We start from the raw sequence: 18752 nt of genomic DNA on the forward strand, positions 1-18752 counted from the left end.
CGATAAAAATGAGCAAGGATGAAGCAAAAACAAACAGGTAACAGGATTCAGTAGAAATAATCGAGTAGGAGGAGGCCTCGCAGCCTCCGTCCTCTCACACCACCGTACAAGCGTGGGTCGCATACGGCGGTTCCGAATATACTTTCAGTGACTCGTACCCATCTCTTAATGAGTACAGCCCCAACCCCTCGAACCATTTTATTGGCATGGCGTGATTAACCTGTGGCGTTAAAGCTAGATGCCACCAACCCTTATCTGACATCGCTAGCTTCCACGCATTACGCTCCGTTACACCTTGTCGCTGTAACCATGTCGCTATGCTGTGTCTGCGTTTGCGCTGCTTTAGTCGGTAGCACCTTAGCCTACGCCGTATCCATTCATCTAAGCGCTGCATTGCACTTTTACGAACAGGAAGCTTGAAGTAGTGTTGCCATCCTCTTAGATATTGAGTTAACTCCGTGATTATCACCTGTAACTCTCGTCCTCGATTTCGCTTCGTTATCTGACGTACTCGCTTCTTCATTTGAGCTTGTGCCGTCTTCGATATCCCGATTGTTCCGTCTATCTGGAAGCGATGGCTTAGGTAAGTTCGCTTTGTCACTCTCGTTGCTGCACTTTTCTTACGGTTTACCGTCAGCTTTAGTTTCTGCTCCAAGAACTCCGTTATCGACTCTTTGACTCGATGAGCGGCTTCCTCACTACGCACGTAGATTTGGCAGTCATCTGCATATCGACAGAACTTATGCCCTCTACGCTCTAACTCTTTATCCAGTTCATCTAATACAATATTTGATAGTAGCGGAGATAATGGCCCACCCTGGGGTGTGCCTCGTTGTCTCTGCTCAACTAGTCCATGTCGCATTATGCCTACCTGTAGGTATGACCTAATTAGCTTTAACACGCGTTTATCAGCAATATCTTGTGACAGCCTGTGCATTAGCCTATCGTGATTCACTGTATCGAAGTATTTTGCTAGGTCTATATCTACTACATAACCTCGACCCTCTCGGATGTAGCGACTGGCGGCCGCCAATGCATGGTGCGCACTGCGGTTGGGTCTAAACCCGTAACTATTGTCGGAGAACTTCGGCTCATAGATACATGACAGCACTGATGTGATTGCCTGTTGGACTACCCTATCAAGGACTGTTGGGATACCTAATTGCCTTACGCCACCACTAGCTTTGGGGATTTCTACACCAAGAACAGATTGAGGTTGATAGCTTCCATCCAGAAGAATCTGGCGAAGCTCTTGCCCGTTTGATGCCTGTCGAAGTCTTGAGATAGTGGCGTTGATGTCGAGCTTGTCGACTCCTGCACACCCTTTGTTCTTCTTCACGCGTCTAAGAGCTTGATTCAAATTGGTTGAAGAGCAAATTTGCTCCATCAACGAAGTTGAGGTCACCAAGACTCGCCCTCCTGTCTACGCCGACCATGCTTGTCATTCTTCGTATCCATGAGCTTTACTTGCGGTATTGCCCTTTGGGACGTAGAGATGAGTTTCATCTTGCTATGACTCCACATGATTGAGTGTCTAGTGACTGCTTCTTGATATATTCAGTTCAGGCCTTCCTTTGAGTTGTACATTCTCAAAGTACTATGCCTTCTGCTGACTTCTTATTGTCCATCACACAACATCACTGCTGTATTAGTCTCTATTGAGACAAACAATAAGATCTCCCGAGGTAAGGCGTTGTTCTTTCCCTTGGCTGTGCCTGATTTACCACTACACACTTCCCGTCGAGGCATTGGACTATTCTATCTATGGCTAGGTTGCCCAAGTTGTAATGGCCTACTATCAGATTTCTGTTCGTCACAACCAAGTTTTGCCATTTGCTTCCTTCAGATTTCACCTCACGGTGAACACCCTTGCATAGGCTAACGGTTCTCGCTCGACTGAGCCCGTAGAGGACTTTCACCTCCTAGATCAACGCCATGCTCGGCGCACCAAAAAAGCCTCAGTACCTTAAAAGTCACTGAGGCTCCCTTAAACTTGAATCGTCGGCGCGTTAAGTACGTCTCACTAAGCTTCTCGGCACCAATTCAATGCCCGACTGGTGACGTTTTGCTGAAGCGTTCAATGCCAAAGCAAACGCACTGTCTGCGATGACCTCAAATTGCTGCGGCAATGAGTGAACCTTAAAGGGTAAGAAATCCAATAATCGGTTATCACCGAAGGTCGCCAACTTTACTTGATTGATCAGCTCTGGCTTTTCGACCATCACATCAAGTACACCTTCTAATAAGGTATAAGACATAGTAACAATCGCATCAGGGACTGTGCCTTTAGCTATCCACTTTTCAAACACTTCTCGACCGGATTCACGATCAAAGTGCTCACCGTAGCCTACAACGGTTGGCTTATTTTCATCGAGCCCAGTTTGCTGTGTATGAGCCTTATTCGCTGCTTCAAAACCCAACTGACGCTCGCGTGAAATGTTCAGATCAGGCAGTGCACCGATTAAACCAACACTGTGAATGTTGTCATCGAGAATTGAATGCGTCAGTTCAAAGGCGGCTTCGAAGTCTTCACTGATCACGCAGGCAAAATGTTCATCGTCTAACGGACGGTCAATCGCAATCACTGGCGTCCCCGAGTTTTGCAGCTTCAAGTAAAACTCGTTAGCGTCAGGCATAGAGCTCGCCACCAGCAAAGCATCAATACGACGGCTCACCAACGCTTCCGCTACTTTACGTTCGGTTTCGGCGTCATCATCAGAACAACCAATCAGGATTTGATAGCCCACTTTACGTGAGTTCTGCTCTATCAGTTTTGCCAAGCGCGCGTAACTGCTGTTTTCAAGATCAGGAATAATCAAACCAAATGAACGGCTATTACCAGCTCGTAGCGACGAAGCAGCATGGTCTGGTCGGTAGTTATACTCTTCCACCACCGCCATGACTTTCTGCTGCGTCTTTTCGCTGATTCTGTATTTCTGCGCCTTGCCGTTGATGACATAACTGGCTGTGGTTTTCGATACACCAGCCAATTTAGCAATTTCATCAAGTGTCATATGGGTGACCTGTATTTTGTGCGTAGGATCATATAACCAATGATCTGATCCTCGGATTAGTTGAATTATATGCTGAATCGATTCAGTATAAAAGCTGAAAGGATTCAGCAAAATCTGAAAAGTGACTTCAATCATCCTTTTGAATGAATTGAGAGCCATTTGTCGTTACTAGCGAAAAGAAACAAACTAACGACACGCAGCAAAACTATTTGAAAACTAAAATCGGCTTTGCTGAATTTTTTTACACTGAATGCTGAACCGATTCAGCAAGTATAAAGCAACGAGTTGAGCTCCATGAATCTTGCTCTAGACTGAATCGTAGCGATACACAAATTCTCAAGCGATACGCTAAAGAGGCACCATGCTTAAATTATCAAAATCTGACATCACTCTTGGTCAAACGGCCGATGACAAATTCAAAGCTATCCAGAACATTGCTGGCGACCTAACCGCGAAAGGCTTAGTTGACTCGGGCTACGTTGAAGGAATGCTGAACCGTGAAAACCAGAACTCTACGTTCCTAGGTAACGGTATCGCGATTCCTCACGGCACCACGGACACTCGTGGCCTAGTAAAAGAGACAGGCGTTGCGGTACACCACTTCCCTGAAGGTATTGATTGGGCAGACGGTAACCGTGTTTACGTAGCCATTGGTATTGCAGCGAAATCTGACGAGCACTTAGGCATTCTTAAGCAACTAACGAAGGTTCTAGCGGCAGACGGTGTTGAAGAGAAATTAAAGCAAGCAAAATCAGAAGACGAAATCATCGCTCTACTGAATGGCGAAGTTCAGCTAGAGGCAGACCTAGACGCTACTTTAGTTCAGCTACTGTTCCCTGCGAGCGACATGGTTCAAATGTCTGCAGTTGCGGGCGGCCTACTTAAGAACACAGGTTGTACAGACAACGCATTCGTTGCTGACCTAGTAACAAAAACACCGACGCACCTAGGCCAAGGCCTGTGGTTGTTGGGTAGCGACAAAGGCGTAACTCGCACTGGCGTATCGTTCGTTTCAACGGCAAACCATTGTGAGTACGAAGGCACACCGGTTAAAGCATTGGTCTCATTCGCTGCTTGTAACAGCGCGCACCAATCTATTCTGGCAAACCTAATCAAAATGGTTTTCGAAGGTAAACAGCAGCAACTGTTGACTGCGGATGTAGCACAAGTGATTGGCCTTCTAAAAGGTGAAGCGGTTTCTACAGCTTCTCAAGACGACGACAACTGCGCAGTCTTCAAAATCAAAAACGCACACGGCCTACACGCTCGCCCGGGGGCAATGCTAGTCGCTGAAGCGAAGAAATTCGAATCAACTATCCGCGTTTCAAACCTAGATGGCGACGGAAAAGAAGTAAACGCGAAGAGCTTGATGAAAGTGATCGCACTTGGTGTTAAACACGGTCACCAGCTTCAGTTTGTTGCTGAAGGTGAAGATGCAGCACAAGCTCTTGAATCGATTGGTAAAGCTATCGCTTCAGGTCTTGGCGAAGGTTAAGGAATCGATATGTCTGATAAACAAATCAAAGCCGTTACCGTTACGCTTAACCCAGCACTAGACCTGACAGGTGCTATCGACGCACTAAATGTAGGTTCAGTTAGCCTAGTAAACAAAGGTTCTCTGCATGCGGCAGGCAAAGGCGTAAACGTAGCAAAAGTGCTTTCAGAGCTTGGCGCTAAAGTGACCGTAACAGGTTTCCTTGGCCGCAAGAATGAAGAAGCCTTCTGCCAACTGTTCGAACAGATGGGCGCGACTGACCGCTTCATCCGTGTTGATGGTGCGACTCGCATCAACGTGAAATTGGTAGAGAACTCAGGCCAAGTTAGCGACATCAACTTCCCAGGTGTACCTGTTGATACTGACGCTGTTAAAGCGTTTGAAGAAACCTTGCTAGAACTGGCTGAAGACCACGAATACTTCGTGATTGCAGGCAGCTTGCCACAAGGCGTATCGCCAGAGCTTTGCGCTTCTTGGGTACAACGCTTACGTGACCTAGGTAAAAAGGTGTTGTTCGACAGCAGCCGTGACGCACTAAAAGCTGGTATCAATGCACAGCCTTGGTTAATCAAACCAAACGATGAAGAGCTGTCTCAGCTGTTCAACGCCGAACTAACCACACGTGACCAATGCCAACACGCAGGCCAAGCCCTAAGTGAAAAAGGCATCGATAACATCGTGGTATCACTTGGTGCAGAAGGCGTAATGTGGCTTAACCAAGGTGAATGGTTACATGCTAAACCACCACGCATGCAAGTGGTAAGCACGGTAGGCGCAGGTGACACCTTAGTTGCTGGCCTATGTTGGGGTCACATGCAACAGATGCCAAAACCAGAACTTATTAAATTCGCAACCGCCCTATCTGCTTTAGCAGTTTCACAGGTAGGCGTGGGCATCACCAGCCAACAAGAGCTGGATTCAGTACTACAACATATCCAATTACAGTCGCTTAGTGCTCCGACTAGCCAGTTAGACACAAGCAAATAGGACAAAAGGTTTATTATGAATATTACCATTATCACAGCTTGCCCTAGTGGCGTAGCAAACAGCATCATCGCCGCAGGCTTGTTAGAGCAAGCGACAAAAGCACTGGGTTGGAACGCCGCTATTGAATGTCAATCAAGCGTGCTACCTGACTCAACCGTATCCCAAGACACTATCGACAGCAGCGACGTTGTGGTTATCGCAGCTAACACCAACGTTGATAAAGCGCGCTTTGTCGGCAAGAAAGTGTACCAAGCGGCTATCTCTGAATGCACAGCTGATGCAAAAGCATTTCTTGAGAAAGCGGTAGCAGAAGCAACAGTATTAGACGCTTCTCAAATTGAAGAATCTATCCAAGTTACTGGCACCTCTCCAAACTCTTCTACAACAGCAAGCACAGGCAGCAAAAAGATCGTAGCGATTACCGCTTGCCCGACTGGCGTTGCACATACCTTTATGGCAGCTGAAGCGCTTGAAGCAGAAGGCAAACGCCTAGGTCACCAAATCAAAGTGGAAACTCGCGGTTCTGTAGGTGCGAAGAACCAACTGACAGACCAAGAAATCGCAGACGCTGATCTGGTTATCATCGCAGCCGACATTGATGTTCCTCTGGATCGTTTTAACGGCAAAGCGCTATACAAAACAACAACAAGTCCGGCTTTGAAGAAAACAAAGCAAGAGATGGAAAAAGCATTTGCAGAAGCTAAACCATACCAACACACAGCTTCTTCAAATTCAGCGCCTTCTGACGAGAAGAAAGGCGTGTACAAGCACCTAATGACAGGTGTATCGCACATGCTTCCTGTGGTTGTTGCGGGTGGTTTGATCATCGCTCTTTCTTTCGTATTCGGTATCGAAGCGTTTAAAGAAGAAGGCACATTAGCAGCAGCATTGATGACTATTGGTGGTGGTTCTGCATTCGCATTGATGATTCCTGTTCTTGCTGGTTTCATTGCATTCTCAATTGCTGACCGTCCGGGTCTGGCTCCAGGTCTAATCGGCGGTATGCTGGCTAGCTCAACAGGCGCAGGTTTCCTAGGTGGTATTGCAGCAGGTTTCATTGCCGGTTACGCAGCGAAATTCATTGCCCATAAGGTTCAACTTCCACAATCCATGGAAGCCCTCAAGCCAATCCTGATCATTCCGTTTATCGCGAGTTTGTTCACTGGTCTTGTGATGGTTTACATCGTGGGTGGCCCGGTATCTGGCGTGATGAGCGCAATGACAACTTTCCTAAACAACATGGGAACGTCTAACGCGATTCTTCTGGGTGTGATTCTAGGCGCAATGATGTGTTTCGACCTTGGTGGCCCTGTAAACAAAGCCGCTTACACCTTTGGTGTTGGTCTACTGGCTTCGCAAACTTATGCACCAATGGCAGCAATCATGGCAGCAGGTATGGTTCCAGCTCTAGGTATGGGTCTTGCGACTTTCCTAGTGAAAGACAAGTTTGAAGCAGGCGAGCGTGAAGCAGGTAAAGCATCATTCGTTCTTGGCCTATGCTTCATCTCTGAAGGCGCAATCCCATTCGCTGCGAAAGATCCAATGCGTGTTATCCCAGCTTGTATGGCAGGTGGTGCACTAACTGGCGCACTATCAATGATGTTTGGCGCACAGCTAATGGCTCCACACGGCGGCTTGTTCGTATTACTGATTCCTGGTGCTATCTCTCCAGTACTGATGTACCTAGTGGCGATTGCAGCAGGTACGGCAGTAACAGGTTTTGGTTACGCAGCTCTGAAAAAGATGAGTAGCGATAAAGTGACAGCAGAGGCTTAACCCCCCCTACTCTGTTTAACGGCTAATCCCGTCTAACAGAGGCTCTGATAAACTGTCCCTTGGTAAAACGGCTCCTTGAAATAAAACAAAGGCTCCTCATTTGAGGAGCCTTTTTATTGGAATTAGCTAGCAAACTGAAACGCTCGGTTTGGTGTTACTTTTCTAATGTCGCTAAAACGGGTAACTGAAAAGAGAACGTTACGCCTTCGACATCATCCGTGTCGATCTGACGAATCATCTCTACCAAATAACCTTGCACATCTAACTTCAAACCTTGTTGCTCAACCGCCTTAAACAGAGCTTCTAAGGCTGTGCTGTACGCCACATCCGAAACCAGATAAACGTCGCTGCATAAGTAGTACCCTTCAGGAATGGTCATATCGTAGCGGCCTTTCGCGAATTTCCGATTTCAGCGTCGATGTCGTCCCACTTATTATTCATTTGCTTGATCGGCGTGGTGCCCATCAAATTCGTCGATTTCTGACCATAGATTTCAAACACGGTGTCCCAATCAGGATCTTCCAACTTAAGTTTTTGCATGCCGCGCTCTGGATACCAAACCAACTCTATCGGCATAGACTTAACCAGCTCTTTTTCCATCGAAGACTGCACACCTGGATGTGCCAGTTTCTGAATGAAATCCGCCGTCTCCTTAGGAGTCGCGTTATAACCCATTTCTCGAATATGTTTTGCCGTGACGCCGAGTTCACGCTTAAGCGCCTTGCCTAAAGACTGTGAAGATGAAAACCCGCAATACTGAGCTATTTCAATCACGCTCCACGGCTCATCATTGATCAACAAACCGACTGCGATTTGTAATCGAACACGACTCAGATACTGACCCGGAGTTTCGTTAAACAGCTCAGTAAACTGACGATGAAAGTGGTATGGCGAAATCGCGCTCTCGGTTGCTATCTCTTCCCAAGTACGACGCTCCCCCCACTCTTCATGCATTAAGTTAAGTGCATGACTAAAGCGTTTTTGAAGGTGCTCTGGCAAAGGTTCCACTAGCGCAATCTCAGGTACCAGCTTAAAGCCAGGCACTGAGTCATAGTCAGGCTTGCTCTGTTGCGTCATACGGTCTTTGTTCTCAGGCATAGAAGCTCTTGTCTCTGTCGACTTGATCGAATTCGATCGCTTAGCTTCACTATCGTCTTTGTCCTTTATAAAATCAATCACGAGCGCTCCAAAGTGAGTTCTTCTAATGAACCTTTTGCGCGTAACTCTTGTTCGACTAAATCTTTTTCACCTAGGTCTTTTTCATCTAATTCTATTTCAACTGGCGGCGGCTTGCGACAAAACAGACCAAGCAGCACGGGAATAAAAATCAGAGTTACCGCAGTGGCAAACAATTCACCAAACACCAAAGATACTGCCGCTGGTTTCAAGTATTGCGCCTGTTCTGCAGTTTCGCTTAGCAATGGTAACAGCCCACACACAGTGGTTATCGTGGTTAAGAAAATCGCTCTCAAACGGCTGGTGCCCGCAATGACTAACGCTTTCTGTAACGGTACGCCTTGGCGATATTCACTATTAAAGCGCGTGATCAACACTAATGAGTCGTTAATCACGATGCCTGTCATGGCCATCATGCCGAACATCGAAAGAATGCTGATGGGTAAGTCCATCAAGTAGTGACCAAAAATCGCGCCTGCAAAACCAAACGGTATCACGGCCATGATGATCATCGGTTGCCAATAGGACTTCAAAGGCACCGCCAACAAAATGTAGATCATGATGAGCGTTAGTATCATCGCTGATTTGAAGCCGTTCGACACCTCACCTATCTCTTCAAATTCGCTGCCCGCTTTTATCGTCACACTTGGAAACTGTAAGTGCAGAGATTCAATCGTATCTTCGAGTTGCTCACGTGTTTTCTCTGATGATTGCAGGTCTCGATTCTGCTTCCAATACAGGTTAATCACTTGCTCTCGGTCACGGCGGTAAACCACTTGCGGCTCTTGCTCATGACGAAACTCGGCAATATCACCCATCATCACACTTCCGCCATTAGGTAACATGATAATTGCCTGTTGTAGCTGAGCTAAGGTTCTGCGCTCCTCTCTCGGGTATTGCAGAAGCACCTTGGTCTCTTGCCCGTTTTCTAATAGGCGATGGACTTCCCTTTCACCAAACGCTTCACCTGCTAACTGAGCCAGTTTCGCTTGAGTTAACCCTAGCTGCTGACCATATTGATTCAATACTAAGCGCACTTGCGGTAAACCGTCCTGACCATCGTCGTAGACATCCGATACGCCTTTCAACGAAGCCAAGGTATCCGCAAGCTCCTCGCTAACTAGAGAAGCAAGCTCACGATCATTGGAAGAGATCGTCAAGAATGTTCCACCAGCAGGTTCCTCTGCCGCGCTGAACTTAACCGAATAAGCGCCTTCGATTTGGCCTGTATTTTCTCTCCATCGCTTCAACAATAAATTACCCGGCAGTGAGCTTAAGGACTCGTTGGTGAGCTCAGCTGTGACTTCGATTTCGCCATAGCCATCAGACCAAGCAAGCAGGTTCACAACAGGCTTTTCTTGTAATGGGTAATCTTCCATTAAACCCTTTTCTACTTGCGTTATCGCTTGCTCAACTTGCAACAAGGCTTGGCGCTGTAAAGGCAGTGGTGCGCCATCTTCCAGTTCAATAACCGCGGTGATGTAACGTCCCGGAATTTCAGGGAACAATGCACTGCGAATCGCACCGTTAGACCACATGCCATAAGCCAGTGAAATAACTGCCACAAACCCAAGCAGGGACGCGACTTTGTAGCCAAGTGCAAACTCCAATACTGGCTTGTAGATATTGAGATTAAACCACTGTAACCCGCCCTGAGCAGCATTCTGAACCTTGGCAAAGATACCTTTTGATGGCTTTTTCACAGAAAGCTGAGCCAAGTGTGACGGCAAAATAAACTTGCTTTCGATAAGCGAGAATATCAGCGCAAAGATCATCACGGCTGAAAATCCAGCCAGTACTTTGGCTAGCTCGTTATTAATCCATAACATTGGAGAAAACGCTGCGATGGTCGTGAGCACACCAAACACGGTTGCTACTGATACTGAGTTAACGCCCTGCCAAGCGGCTGTCTTTCCGTTTAGATTTGAGGATCCGTTTATATTTGATAAACCATTGATATTAGGATAATAGCCGACGTTCCCCGTCCGTTTTTCATGTATCGCTTCACCTACAACAACCGCATCATCCACCAGCACACCGAGTACCAAGATAAAGCCAAACAGAGTGATGTCGTTGATGCTGTAGTTGAACAACTGCATTGCTGCCAACGTCCCAGTCAGCGCAATTGGAATGCCCATCGCGACCCAAAAGGCGAGCCTAATCTCAAGAAAGATCCCAAGTAGAACTACGACGATCAATAAGCCTTGCCATGCGTTTTCACTTAAACGAAATAGCTGGTCTTCAATATAAGGCGCCATGTCGGCTATGGTATTTAGCCCAATATCCGACGGCAAAATCGCACGTTGTGCATCAAGCGTTTCACTGATCGCTTCACTGACTTTAAGCAGGTTGTCGGTTTGGCTAGTGCTGACCAATAAGGCGATGGCGTTAGAGCCGTTGTTACGCACGATAGAACCACTGTATTGGTAACCACGACTTAACTTGGCGATATCACCCAGCAGTATTTTTCCGTTGCTTCCTGAAATAACAACAAGCTGGTTCAACTTCTGTAGGTCATCGGCGTAACCGTCACCACGAATTACCATTCGACCTTTGTCACTGATCAGTTCACCGCTACGAGTCTCAAGCGATCGCTGCTCAACAAGCTCTGCGAGGTCTTCTAAGCTCAACCCTAACGCTTTCAGTTGGTCAGGATCGGGCTCGATAACCAGTTGAGATGTGCGAGTTCCCCAATTTGATACCTTCGAGATTCGAGGATTCTTCTTTAGCGCCTGTTCAAGTTGCTTGGCGATGGGTTGCAGTTCGTCATCGGTTCTTGGCCCAGACACCACCACAAACGCCGCTAGATTGGTAAATTCGTTTCGCACAACTTGTGGCCTGTCCGCTTGCACGGGAAAACCATTGATGGCGTTAACTTGATTGCGAATGTCATCCAGAAGATTGTCTAAATCTGTGCTGCTGGTTTTACGAACCACAACCTGAGCAATCCCAGCACTCGACTGACTAGTGATCTGCTTGATGCCCGCAATACCGCTGATTGACTCTTCGATTCTCTGCGTAACACTCTCATCGATCTGTTGTGCCGTACCGCCAGGGTAAGTAACACTGATACTGATGGAAGAGGGAGCGATTTGTGGGAACGACTCGACACGCAATTGTCCGAACGCAAGCACACCACTGAGAACAATCGCCATCATCAACAAATTGGAAGCCACAGGATTGTTAATAAACCATTTGGTCATCCAACTCATTGGTTTGACCCCTTAATCTGTGCTGCGTCAGATTTGCCAGCGAGCATGGCCTCAGAATGAACTTCATTGAATCTAGGCGCGACTTGTTTACCGATAAGCATTGAAGAAAGCGGATATTGCACCACTCGACGAGCCTTATCACTTCGATCATTGAACCGAATATCAAGCTCTTGATTGCCTTGCCCAATAAGCGTTACCGACTGTTTTCGTAGACGATCTTCTGTATCTAACGTCCACACATACCCGTCTCGCGTCATCGCGCTCAGAGGAACACTGACTACGTCACCTTGAAGACCAAGGTTAACCACAGCCTGAACCTGCTGATTAGGGAAAAGCCTTGGCTTGTGTTGGTAAGGATTTTCAACCGATAGCACTACTTGTCTTTGACGAGTCACCGAATCGACTTCCGGAGACACATAGCGCACTTTCGCGGGCCATTGGTTCCCAGAACGACTCACGACACGAATACTCGGCTTAACCAAGGCAGCTTGCACTTGTTGCCAGTGCATTTCAGAGATTGGAAGCTCGATATCAATCGAATCATTGGCAGCTAATTCAAAGGTCACTTGCCCAGTCTCCACCCACTCTCTTGGGCTAATGTGGCGCTTCATGATCACCGCATCAAAAGGCGCGGTAATCACCGAGTCTTCCAACAACTTCTGTGCACTTAGGTAAGCCTGTTTCGCTTGTTTCAGGTTGGCTTTCGCTGCAAGTAATTGAGGCTCTCTACGAGCAAAAGACGAACTCGTTTTCGGGTTCAGCATTTTTAACGCGACCGTTTGCTCATGCTTAGCTTGCTTCAATTCCAATTCTGCTTGTTTCAATGAGCTCAACGCCTGAGCCAAGTTCGCATCAACCGCACTAGTATCTAACCTTGCTAACACATCGCCTTTGTTAACCAAGTTCCCCGGCTCAACGCTTTCATCTAGCCATTTCAACTGTGCGCTACTAGATGCTTTCAACTGCACAGGCCAACGAGCAGCGGTTACACCTAATACCGTTAACGTCGATTGATACTGTGATGGTGTCACCTCTAACACTGAAACCGGGGCAAGGACGACTTCTTTCTTCACTGGCTGGGTAGCTTCAGGTTCCAATTCATCAACGACAACCAACGCGATAAAGATGGCTGCGCAACCGACTAATACAGAAAATGGCTTTTTAAATTTCATGAGGTATCTCCTTGGTAACCTGTTGAATGGAGTTGTGATTAAGGCGCTGACTGATTTCAGTGAGACGAGAAAGGGTTTGTAGCGTTATTGGTAGCATCACTGCGGTTTCAACAAACTCAAGTGAATAGGTAACGATAGAGAACACTTGCCCCGCAGTCGGCTCGATAAGCTGACTCACCATCCATAAATTGCCGATGACCGCGCCAAACAACACGATAAAAATCAGCCCATAGACAACAGCTTCGGTATCAGACAGCTTGATTTCACACTGTTTTAGGCGTTCAAAGTGCCAACGAAGTGCAGATAAACGAACACCGCTCAGCAATTTCACTTGCAGCTCTGCTTGATCGTTAAATTGGCCGTTAAGCCGAGTAAAGGTTCGGTGGAATACGCCGTAGATAACCAGCATCGACAGCCCTGCAAACAACATGCAAAGCGCCAACGAGAAGTGAAACGTTGAAAGGATAACGACCGTCGCAACTAGCTGAACTACCGCCGTCATCAAAGTAGGCAAATCATCTTCTAGAAAATCAACCAGCTCACGAGACATGGTTAGACGAGCGTCTTTGGTCGAAATAGATAAACCGCGCAGGTTACGCTCAACAAGGTTTGCTAGTTTTACGCGAATAGCACCATACACACGGGTATCGTAAAAACGACGCACGACACTGATGATCACCAGTACAAAAAGAATCAGTGCCAGCATCATCAAAGGCTGAAAGCTTTGGTTTAACGCGCCGTCTATGGCGTAACCAATAAACAGCGGCAGCAGAATAAGCATCACGTTTTCAGCCAATACCATTAACCAAGTCGCAGCGACCTTTGATGGATTAAGCCGAATAATCGTCAGCAGTGAGATGGGGTATTTGAATAACATTATTGAGCCCATAATGAATATGGCGCCAGTATTACCAATCCGACATGGAAAAAAGTGTCCCAAATTGCTGTATTAGAAATAACACGCAGCCCAAAGGGAAATGGCTACAGTAAATGGAGTGTTTGATGTATTAGCTAACTGAGGAATCGCAGAGCATAATTGAGGATCAGCAGGAAAGATTTATAATTGAAGGAGGATATTTTATTTGGAGAAGAATCTGAGAGCTACGCCCGACAGCAGTTACTTTTATTAGATACGTACTATCGGGCGAAAATTAAATTAGCTAGTCAGCGTATCTTCAAACACACCTAGCTCACGACCAAGCCAAGTCGCACGGACTGTGTGGTCTAGCGTTTCTTCACCATTGGTTACTGGGTGAATAAGCACCGACATATCGCCGCGCTCTTGCTCAAGCCACTCAACAATACCCGACTCTTTGTTTGCAAAGTGAATCTCAAACATAGGCATCTTATGTGGGCCAACCAAACGCTGTATTAGTGGGAAAGTCTCTAGCACATCTTTACGCTCTGATAGAATTTTCTGACGCAGTGTTTCTGCCTGCTCTGCAAAGCGCAGAGGGAAATAGATATGACCGTGGTACATGGCACCATCCTTTAGAATTATGATGTCGCAAGTTTATACCTAAACCGCCTTTAATAGCTAAATCTAAATATAATTGCACATAGTGAGGATCTTGCTTCGCAGTAGTGGCCGAGTAGATCTTAGCGTCAAGAGCGTGGCTATGTATCAGTGCCTTCCACTCAGGCTCACAGACGAAGATGTTCAACGCCATTGCAGGCGAGATACCATTATAGATGAGGATACAACGGCAACACCTGTTGCCATTGTCAGGTGTGAATTCCTAGAAAGCATGAGCACCATGTGCTCCAAAGGTCATTACGTATAGTAAAGTAAAACAACCAGACGGGAAAAACAGGTTAAGAACTAATTAATCAATAACTTAAGATAATTTAAATCAGAGATGTTGGTTAGAAATTGAGAACGGTTGGAGAGGATATTTGTAGAAAAACGGATTAGAGAATGGATAAAAGGAAATACAAAAACGAGCAGACTGAAAACTAGAGTTTGTCACCCGAACGAATCGAAAACAAACTCTAGTGATATGTTGTCTAGTAATGCTTTAAGTCACCAAAGGCTTAACTTTAGGTTACTAAGGGCGTAGCTTTAAAACTCGGTCAATGTCTTCCGAGGAATGGCGCTCTGGTACTTGCTCCCACTCTTCGCCAAATGATCGGTTAACTACTCGGCCTCGTTGGAAACCTTCACGTGCTTCTAATAGCTTCGCCCAGCGCACAACGTTGGTATAAGACTCAACCTGGAGGAACTCGGCTGCATCGTAAATTTTGCCAAGCACTAAGTTGCCGTACCAAGGCCAAATCGCGATATCTGCAATAGTCAGCTCTTCACCCGCAACAAAAGTGTTATTCGCTAACTGTTTGTCTAACACGTCTAGCTGGCGCTTCGCTTCCATCGCAAAGCGGTTAATTGGGTATTCTTGCTTTTCATCAGCGTAAGCGTAGAAGTGACCAAAACCGCCACCAAGGAAAGGTGCCGAACCTTGCGCCCAGAACAACCAATTAATGGTTTGTGTTCTCGCTGCCCCTTCTTTTGGTAAGAAGTGACCAAATTTTTCAGCTAAGTGCATCAAGATAGATGCCGATTCGAAAACATTCACGTCTTCAGCACCAGACTTATCAACGAGTGCTGGTATTTTGGAGTTTGGATTCACTCCAACAAAACCAGAAGAGAACTGTTCAGCTTCACCAATGTTAATCAAATACGCATCAAATTCAGCTTCTTTAACACCTGTCGCTAACAACTCTTCCAGCAAGATAGTGACTTTTTGACCGTTAGGTGTACCAAGAGAATACAATTGAAAAGCATGGTCACCAACAGGAAGCTCTTTATCAAAGCGAGCGCCAGATTTAGGACTATTGATATTTGCCCACTTGTTACCACCATCAGTATCGTTAACCCAAACTTTTGGCGGTGTGTATTGTTCTGACATGATATTTCCTTATTAATATAGGGTAGCTTTAACTGATATTAGGTCACAATCCCTTGGTTAAAACCCCTAAATACAATTTCTTTTCAAACTGTTAAGCATGGCTTATTCCAGAGAGACATAACCTGCTTTATGAGATAGCACACGTAAAAGATAAGTGCCCAATCGAACCTAAGCCACATAACGGTTAGTGCGAAACATGATTTAGTCACGACATGCCTACAGGTTAAAGAAAGCTGTGATAAAATCGGGAGATTACAATTGATAAGGATTTGGCAATGTCTTCTGATTACACTGGCTCGAGTGCAGCGTACGCTCGCCAAGAGAAAGGCTACCGTGAAAAAGCACTAGAACTGTACCCATGGGTTTGTGGTAAGTGCGCGCGTGAATTTGTTTACTCAAACCTAAGAGAGCTGACCGTTCACCACGTCGATCACGACCATACAAACAACCCTGAAGACGGAAGTAACTGGGAACTATTGTGCCTGTACTGTCACGATCATGAACACTCAAAATACACAGATCATGAACGTTACGGTGTTGATGCCAAGGCTCGTTTAGACGACCACCAATCAGCGACGCACAACCCTTTCGCCGATCTAGCGAAGTTGATGAAGAAATAAACGCTTCCTTCTTTATAAACGCGAGTCGTTCGAATAACAAGAAACCCCAGTATGTCGCCATACTGGGGTTTCTTTTATCTACCGTCATAACCAAAAATAGAAATCAGGTAGGCAGGATCAAAAAGAGCCTTCCGAAGAAAGCGCTTTTTAGAATTCTGTATTAGTACTGCAATTAAGCTGCTGCTTCCTTGCGAGACTCTTCTACCTGCTTAGCGCGCTTTTTTAGAATCAACTTATCGCGGTATGTAAACCAAACGTAAGACACAACCACTAAGAAGAACAGGTATGACAATGAGAAAATGAACGGAGATTGAATAATATCGTTCGAGATACCCCAAGAAACGCCGACAACCGTCACTGCAATTTTCGCGAAAAAGCCACACATCAATAGCATTAAAGCCAACTGTGGGAAACGCGTACTGCGGAAAGCTAACCAATAGCAACTACCTACTGCCAATGCAGCAATATAGAAGCCAAACAAGAAAGAGTGGATATGGTCAGCTGCCGCTAAACCACCAGAAATTGACATCAATAGAATTAAAAACAGTTTCATAATACTCGCCTCGCCATAAGTTGGAAACGCATCCTTTCAAATTTGGAATCTCAGTTTGCATACTATTTTCCCACTTTTCATCAACAACACAAGCCCTCTAATAGAACAAAATGTAAGCAAAGGTACTACCAAAAATCAACTTTAACAACTGGTTAACATTTTGTTTTTAATAAAACTCCGTTACTCCTTGTCTCATATGGATAAAGCGTTATTTTGGTTTATTTTGTTACACAAAATTAACCTTAGAAAATATTTAAAATAATTCGTAACTCTGTGATATCCGCACGGAATACGTGACCATGAAGAAATACTTATCGAAGAATCCCTTAAAAAATTAGCCCGACATGCTAAAAAGAACAAAATTGAAAGGTATTAAACACAATTGCAAAACCAATAAAAAACAACCCATTAACAAGTTTGAGTTTATTTACCAAAAATGGAAAAAGAGATTCCAATCACATTTTTATTGGTTATAATCCGCGCTCTTTTGCGCTACCTGTTGATAAACGCAAACTAATTTTGAAGAAATAATCACAATAACCCGTCTTTAGTTAAGTGGCTCACCACTGACCAACGACAAAACTGAGAATAAAAATGAGCAAGATTGATAAAGCATCACGTATCCTGCTAGCAGGCTTCTGTATCAACCTTTGTCTTGGCATCCTGTATGCTTGGAGTGTATTTAACAAGGCGCTAGTGACTGAAGCTGGTTGGAGTGCTGCTGAAGCATCTTCACCTTACGCTATTGCAACTATCACATTCTCTGTTTGTCTTCTTGTTGCAGGCATCCTTCAAGACCGTATGGGCCCACGTAAGATCCTTATTCTTGGTACAGCGCTTACTGGCCTAGGTATGATTGCTTCTGGTTTCGCTACGACTCCTATGATGCTAAACTTAACGTTTGGCGTGATGACAGGTGCTGGTATCGGCTTCGGTTACGCATGTCTTTCTCCATCAGCAATGAAATGGTTCCATTCTTCTAAGAAAGGTATGGTTAACGGTCTAATCGCTGCAGGCTTTGGTCTTGCTGCTATTTACCTAGCCCCCCTAACTTCTGCGTTAATCGATAGCATGGGTATCCAAACAAGCTTTATGATTCTTGGTGTTGGTGTACTTGCAATCGCAGTACCTCTAGCGGCAACGATCAACAACCCACCAGCGGATTACACGCCAGCTGAGCCTAAAATAAAAGAAGGCCAAGCTCCTAAAGCGGTTAAGAAAACTGAAGACCTAACGTGGAAAGTAATGCTGAAGACTCCTCAGTTCTACTCTCTATGGATCATGTATGCATTTGCTGCTTCTGTTGGTCTTATGATCATCGGTAACATCACTACGATTGCTAGCGTTCAAGCGAACCTACCAAACGCGGTTTACCTAGCGTCTATCCTTGCTGTATTCAACTCAGGCGGCCGTGTTGCTGCGGGTATGCTTGCAGATAAAATCGGCGGCGTGCGTACTCTACTTCTAGCGTTCATCCTTCAAGGCGCGAACATGACTCTATTCGCTACGTTCAACTCTGAATTCACGCTAATCATTGGTACGGCTATCGCTGCTGTTGGTTACGGTACGCTTCTAGCAGTATTCCCAACACTAACTGCTGAATTCTACGGCCTGAAAAACTACGGTACTAACTACGGCGTGCTTTACACGGCATGGGGCATCGGTGGTGCTATCGGCGCAGCGGTTGTTGGTTACTCAATGACGAATGGCGAAGGTTACAGCCTGGCTTACACAATCTCTGCAGCTATGATGGCAGTATGTATTGTTCTAGCAATCATCACGAAGCCTATCTCAGAAGCTAAAGTTTCTGAACTAAAAGCATCTCAAGCTTAATCGTCAGA

General features: G+C 45.8%; 13 protein-coding genes and 2 pseudogenes. 5 read left to right on the forward strand and 10 right to left on the reverse strand.

Annotated elements, in window-relative coordinates; translation table 11 throughout:
- Positions 1-94: 94 nt before the first annotated feature.
- Together ltrA and cra are read right to left on the reverse strand one after the other, a co-directional pair.
- Complete coding sequence (ltrA, locus tag ACMAZD_RS24135) at positions 95-1387, reverse strand: group II intron reverse transcriptase/maturase (RefSeq protein WP_435249364.1); 1293 nt, start codon at positions 1385-1387, stop codon at positions 95-97.
- A gap of 622 nt (positions 1388-2009) precedes the next feature.
- On the reverse strand, positions 2010-3014 hold the full coding sequence (cra, locus tag ACMAZD_RS24140) for a catabolite repressor/activator (RefSeq protein WP_435249778.1): 1005 nt from the start codon (positions 3012-3014) through the stop codon (positions 2010-2012).
- A 361-nt stretch (positions 3015-3375) separates the two neighbouring features.
- Here cra and fruB point away from each other — a divergent pair, with 361 nt between their 5' ends.
- The 3 genes from fruB to fruA are packed head-to-tail and all read left to right on the forward strand — an operon-like array spanning position 3376 to position 7272.
- Positions 3376-4509 carry a fused PTS fructose transporter subunit IIA/HPr protein gene (gene fruB, locus ACMAZD_RS24145; RefSeq protein WP_435249779.1) on the forward strand — a complete coding sequence of 378 codons (1134 nt, stop codon included), beginning with the start codon at positions 3376-3378 and terminating at the stop codon, positions 4507-4509.
- Between the two features lie 9 nt (positions 4510-4518).
- Positions 4519-5496: a 1-phosphofructokinase gene (gene pfkB, locus ACMAZD_RS24150; protein WP_435249780.1), complete on the forward strand. Its 978-nt coding sequence runs from the start codon at positions 4519-4521 to the stop codon at positions 5494-5496.
- Between the two features lie 15 nt (positions 5497-5511).
- Positions 5512-7272 (forward strand): PTS fructose transporter subunit IIBC, encoded by a 1761-nt coding sequence (gene fruA, locus ACMAZD_RS24155; RefSeq protein WP_435249781.1) that lies wholly within the window; start codon positions 5512-5514, stop codon positions 7270-7272.
- A gap of 154 nt (positions 7273-7426) precedes the next feature.
- Here the strand turns inward: fruA and ACMAZD_RS24160 are convergent.
- The 7 genes and pseudogenes from ACMAZD_RS24160 to yghU form a co-directional block, all read right to left on the reverse strand.
- Positions 7427-8451 (reverse strand): annotated as a pseudogene (locus ACMAZD_RS24160) (helix-turn-helix transcriptional regulator).
- Positions 8448-11660: an efflux RND transporter permease subunit gene (locus ACMAZD_RS24165; RefSeq protein WP_435249782.1), complete on the reverse strand. Its 3213-nt coding sequence runs from the start codon at positions 11658-11660 to the stop codon at positions 8448-8450. The pseudogene ACMAZD_RS24160 and the gene ACMAZD_RS24165 overlap by 4 nt, the downstream one beginning before the upstream one ends.
- Positions 11657-12832 carry an efflux RND transporter periplasmic adaptor subunit gene (locus ACMAZD_RS24170; RefSeq protein WP_435249783.1) on the reverse strand — a complete coding sequence of 392 codons (1176 nt, stop codon included), beginning with the start codon at positions 12830-12832 and terminating at the stop codon, positions 11657-11659. The genes ACMAZD_RS24165 and ACMAZD_RS24170 overlap by 4 nt, the downstream gene beginning before the upstream one ends.
- Positions 12822-13709 (reverse strand): ABC transporter six-transmembrane domain-containing protein, encoded by an 888-nt coding sequence (locus ACMAZD_RS24175; protein WP_435249784.1) that lies wholly within the window; start codon positions 13707-13709, stop codon positions 12822-12824. The genes ACMAZD_RS24170 and ACMAZD_RS24175 overlap by 11 nt, the downstream gene beginning before the upstream one ends.
- 279 nt (positions 13710-13988) lie before the next feature.
- Positions 13989-14312, reverse strand: coding sequence for a DOPA 4,5-dioxygenase family protein (locus ACMAZD_RS24180; protein ID WP_435249785.1), 324 nt, complete (start codon positions 14310-14312; stop codon positions 13989-13991).
- A gap of 49 nt (positions 14313-14361) precedes the next feature.
- Positions 14362-14555: pseudogene (locus tag ACMAZD_RS24185) on the reverse strand (zinc ABC transporter substrate-binding protein); the annotation flags it as partial.
- Positions 14556-14880: 325 nt separating this feature from the next.
- Positions 14881-15738: a glutathione-dependent disulfide-bond oxidoreductase gene (yghU, locus tag ACMAZD_RS24190; RefSeq protein WP_435249786.1), complete on the reverse strand. Its 858-nt coding sequence runs from the start codon at positions 15736-15738 to the stop codon at positions 14881-14883.
- A 275-nt stretch (positions 15739-16013) separates the two neighbouring features.
- Between yghU and ACMAZD_RS24195 the strand changes: the two genes are divergently transcribed.
- Positions 16014-16358: a YajD family HNH nuclease gene (locus tag ACMAZD_RS24195; protein ID WP_435249787.1), complete on the forward strand. Its 345-nt coding sequence runs from the start codon at positions 16014-16016 to the stop codon at positions 16356-16358.
- A 172-nt stretch (positions 16359-16530) separates the two neighbouring features.
- Here ACMAZD_RS24195 and ACMAZD_RS24200 read toward each other — a convergent pair whose 3' ends face one another.
- Positions 16531-16911: a hypothetical protein gene (locus ACMAZD_RS24200; protein WP_017105054.1), complete on the reverse strand. Its 381-nt coding sequence runs from the start codon at positions 16909-16911 to the stop codon at positions 16531-16533.
- 594 nt (positions 16912-17505) lie between these two features.
- Here ACMAZD_RS24200 and ACMAZD_RS24205 point away from each other — a divergent pair.
- The gene (locus tag ACMAZD_RS24205) at positions 17506-18744 is read left to right on the forward strand and encodes an L-lactate MFS transporter (protein ID WP_435249788.1); all 1239 of its coding nucleotides are present in this window, start codon (positions 17506-17508) and stop codon (positions 18742-18744) included.
- Positions 18745-18752 lie beyond the last annotated feature (8 nt).

The sequence above is a fragment of the Vibrio sp. nBUS_14 genome, assembly GCF_051201655.1.
GTDB lineage: Bacteria > Pseudomonadota > Gammaproteobacteria > Enterobacterales > Vibrionaceae > Vibrio.

Bases quoted from the DNA above. Each gene is read 5' to 3' on its own strand.
- ACMAZD_RS24195 (WP_435249787.1), top strand. From the start codon at position 16,014: ATGTCTTCTGATTACACTGGCTCGAGTGCAGCGTACGCTCGCCAAGAG.
- fruA (WP_435249781.1), top strand. From the start codon at position 5,512: ATGAATATTACCATTATCACAGCTTGCCCTAGTGGCGTAGCAAACAGC.
- ACMAZD_RS24165 (WP_435249782.1), bottom strand. From the start codon at position 11,660: ATGAGTTGGATGACCAAATGGTTTATTAACAATCCTGTGGCTTCCAAT.
- cra (WP_435249778.1), bottom strand. From the start codon at position 3,014: ATGACACTTGATGAAATTGCTAAATTGGCTGGTGTATCGAAAACCACA.
- ACMAZD_RS24205 (WP_435249788.1), top strand. From the start codon at position 17,506: ATGAGCAAGATTGATAAAGCATCACGTATCCTGCTAGCAGGCTTCTGT.
- ACMAZD_RS24200 (WP_017105054.1), bottom strand. From the start codon at position 16,911: ATGAAACTGTTTTTAATTCTATTGATGTCAATTTCTGGTGGTTTAGCG.
- ACMAZD_RS24170 (WP_435249783.1), bottom strand. From the start codon at position 12,832: ATGAAATTTAAAAAGCCATTTTCTGTATTAGTCGGTTGCGCAGCCATC.
- ltrA (WP_435249364.1), bottom strand. From the start codon at position 1,387: ATGGAGCAAATTTGCTCTTCAACCAATTTGAATCAAGCTCTTAGACGC.
- ACMAZD_RS24175 (WP_435249784.1), bottom strand. From the start codon at position 13,709: ATGTTATTCAAATACCCCATCTCACTGCTGACGATTATTCGGCTTAAT.
- ACMAZD_RS24180 (WP_435249785.1), bottom strand. From the start codon at position 14,312: ATGTACCACGGTCATATCTATTTCCCTCTGCGCTTTGCAGAGCAGGCA.
- fruB (WP_435249779.1), top strand. From the start codon at position 3,376: ATGCTTAAATTATCAAAATCTGACATCACTCTTGGTCAAACGGCCGAT.
- pfkB (WP_435249780.1), top strand. From the start codon at position 4,519: ATGTCTGATAAACAAATCAAAGCCGTTACCGTTACGCTTAACCCAGCA.
- yghU (WP_435249786.1), bottom strand. From the start codon at position 15,738: ATGTCAGAACAATACACACCGCCAAAAGTTTGGGTTAACGATACTGAT.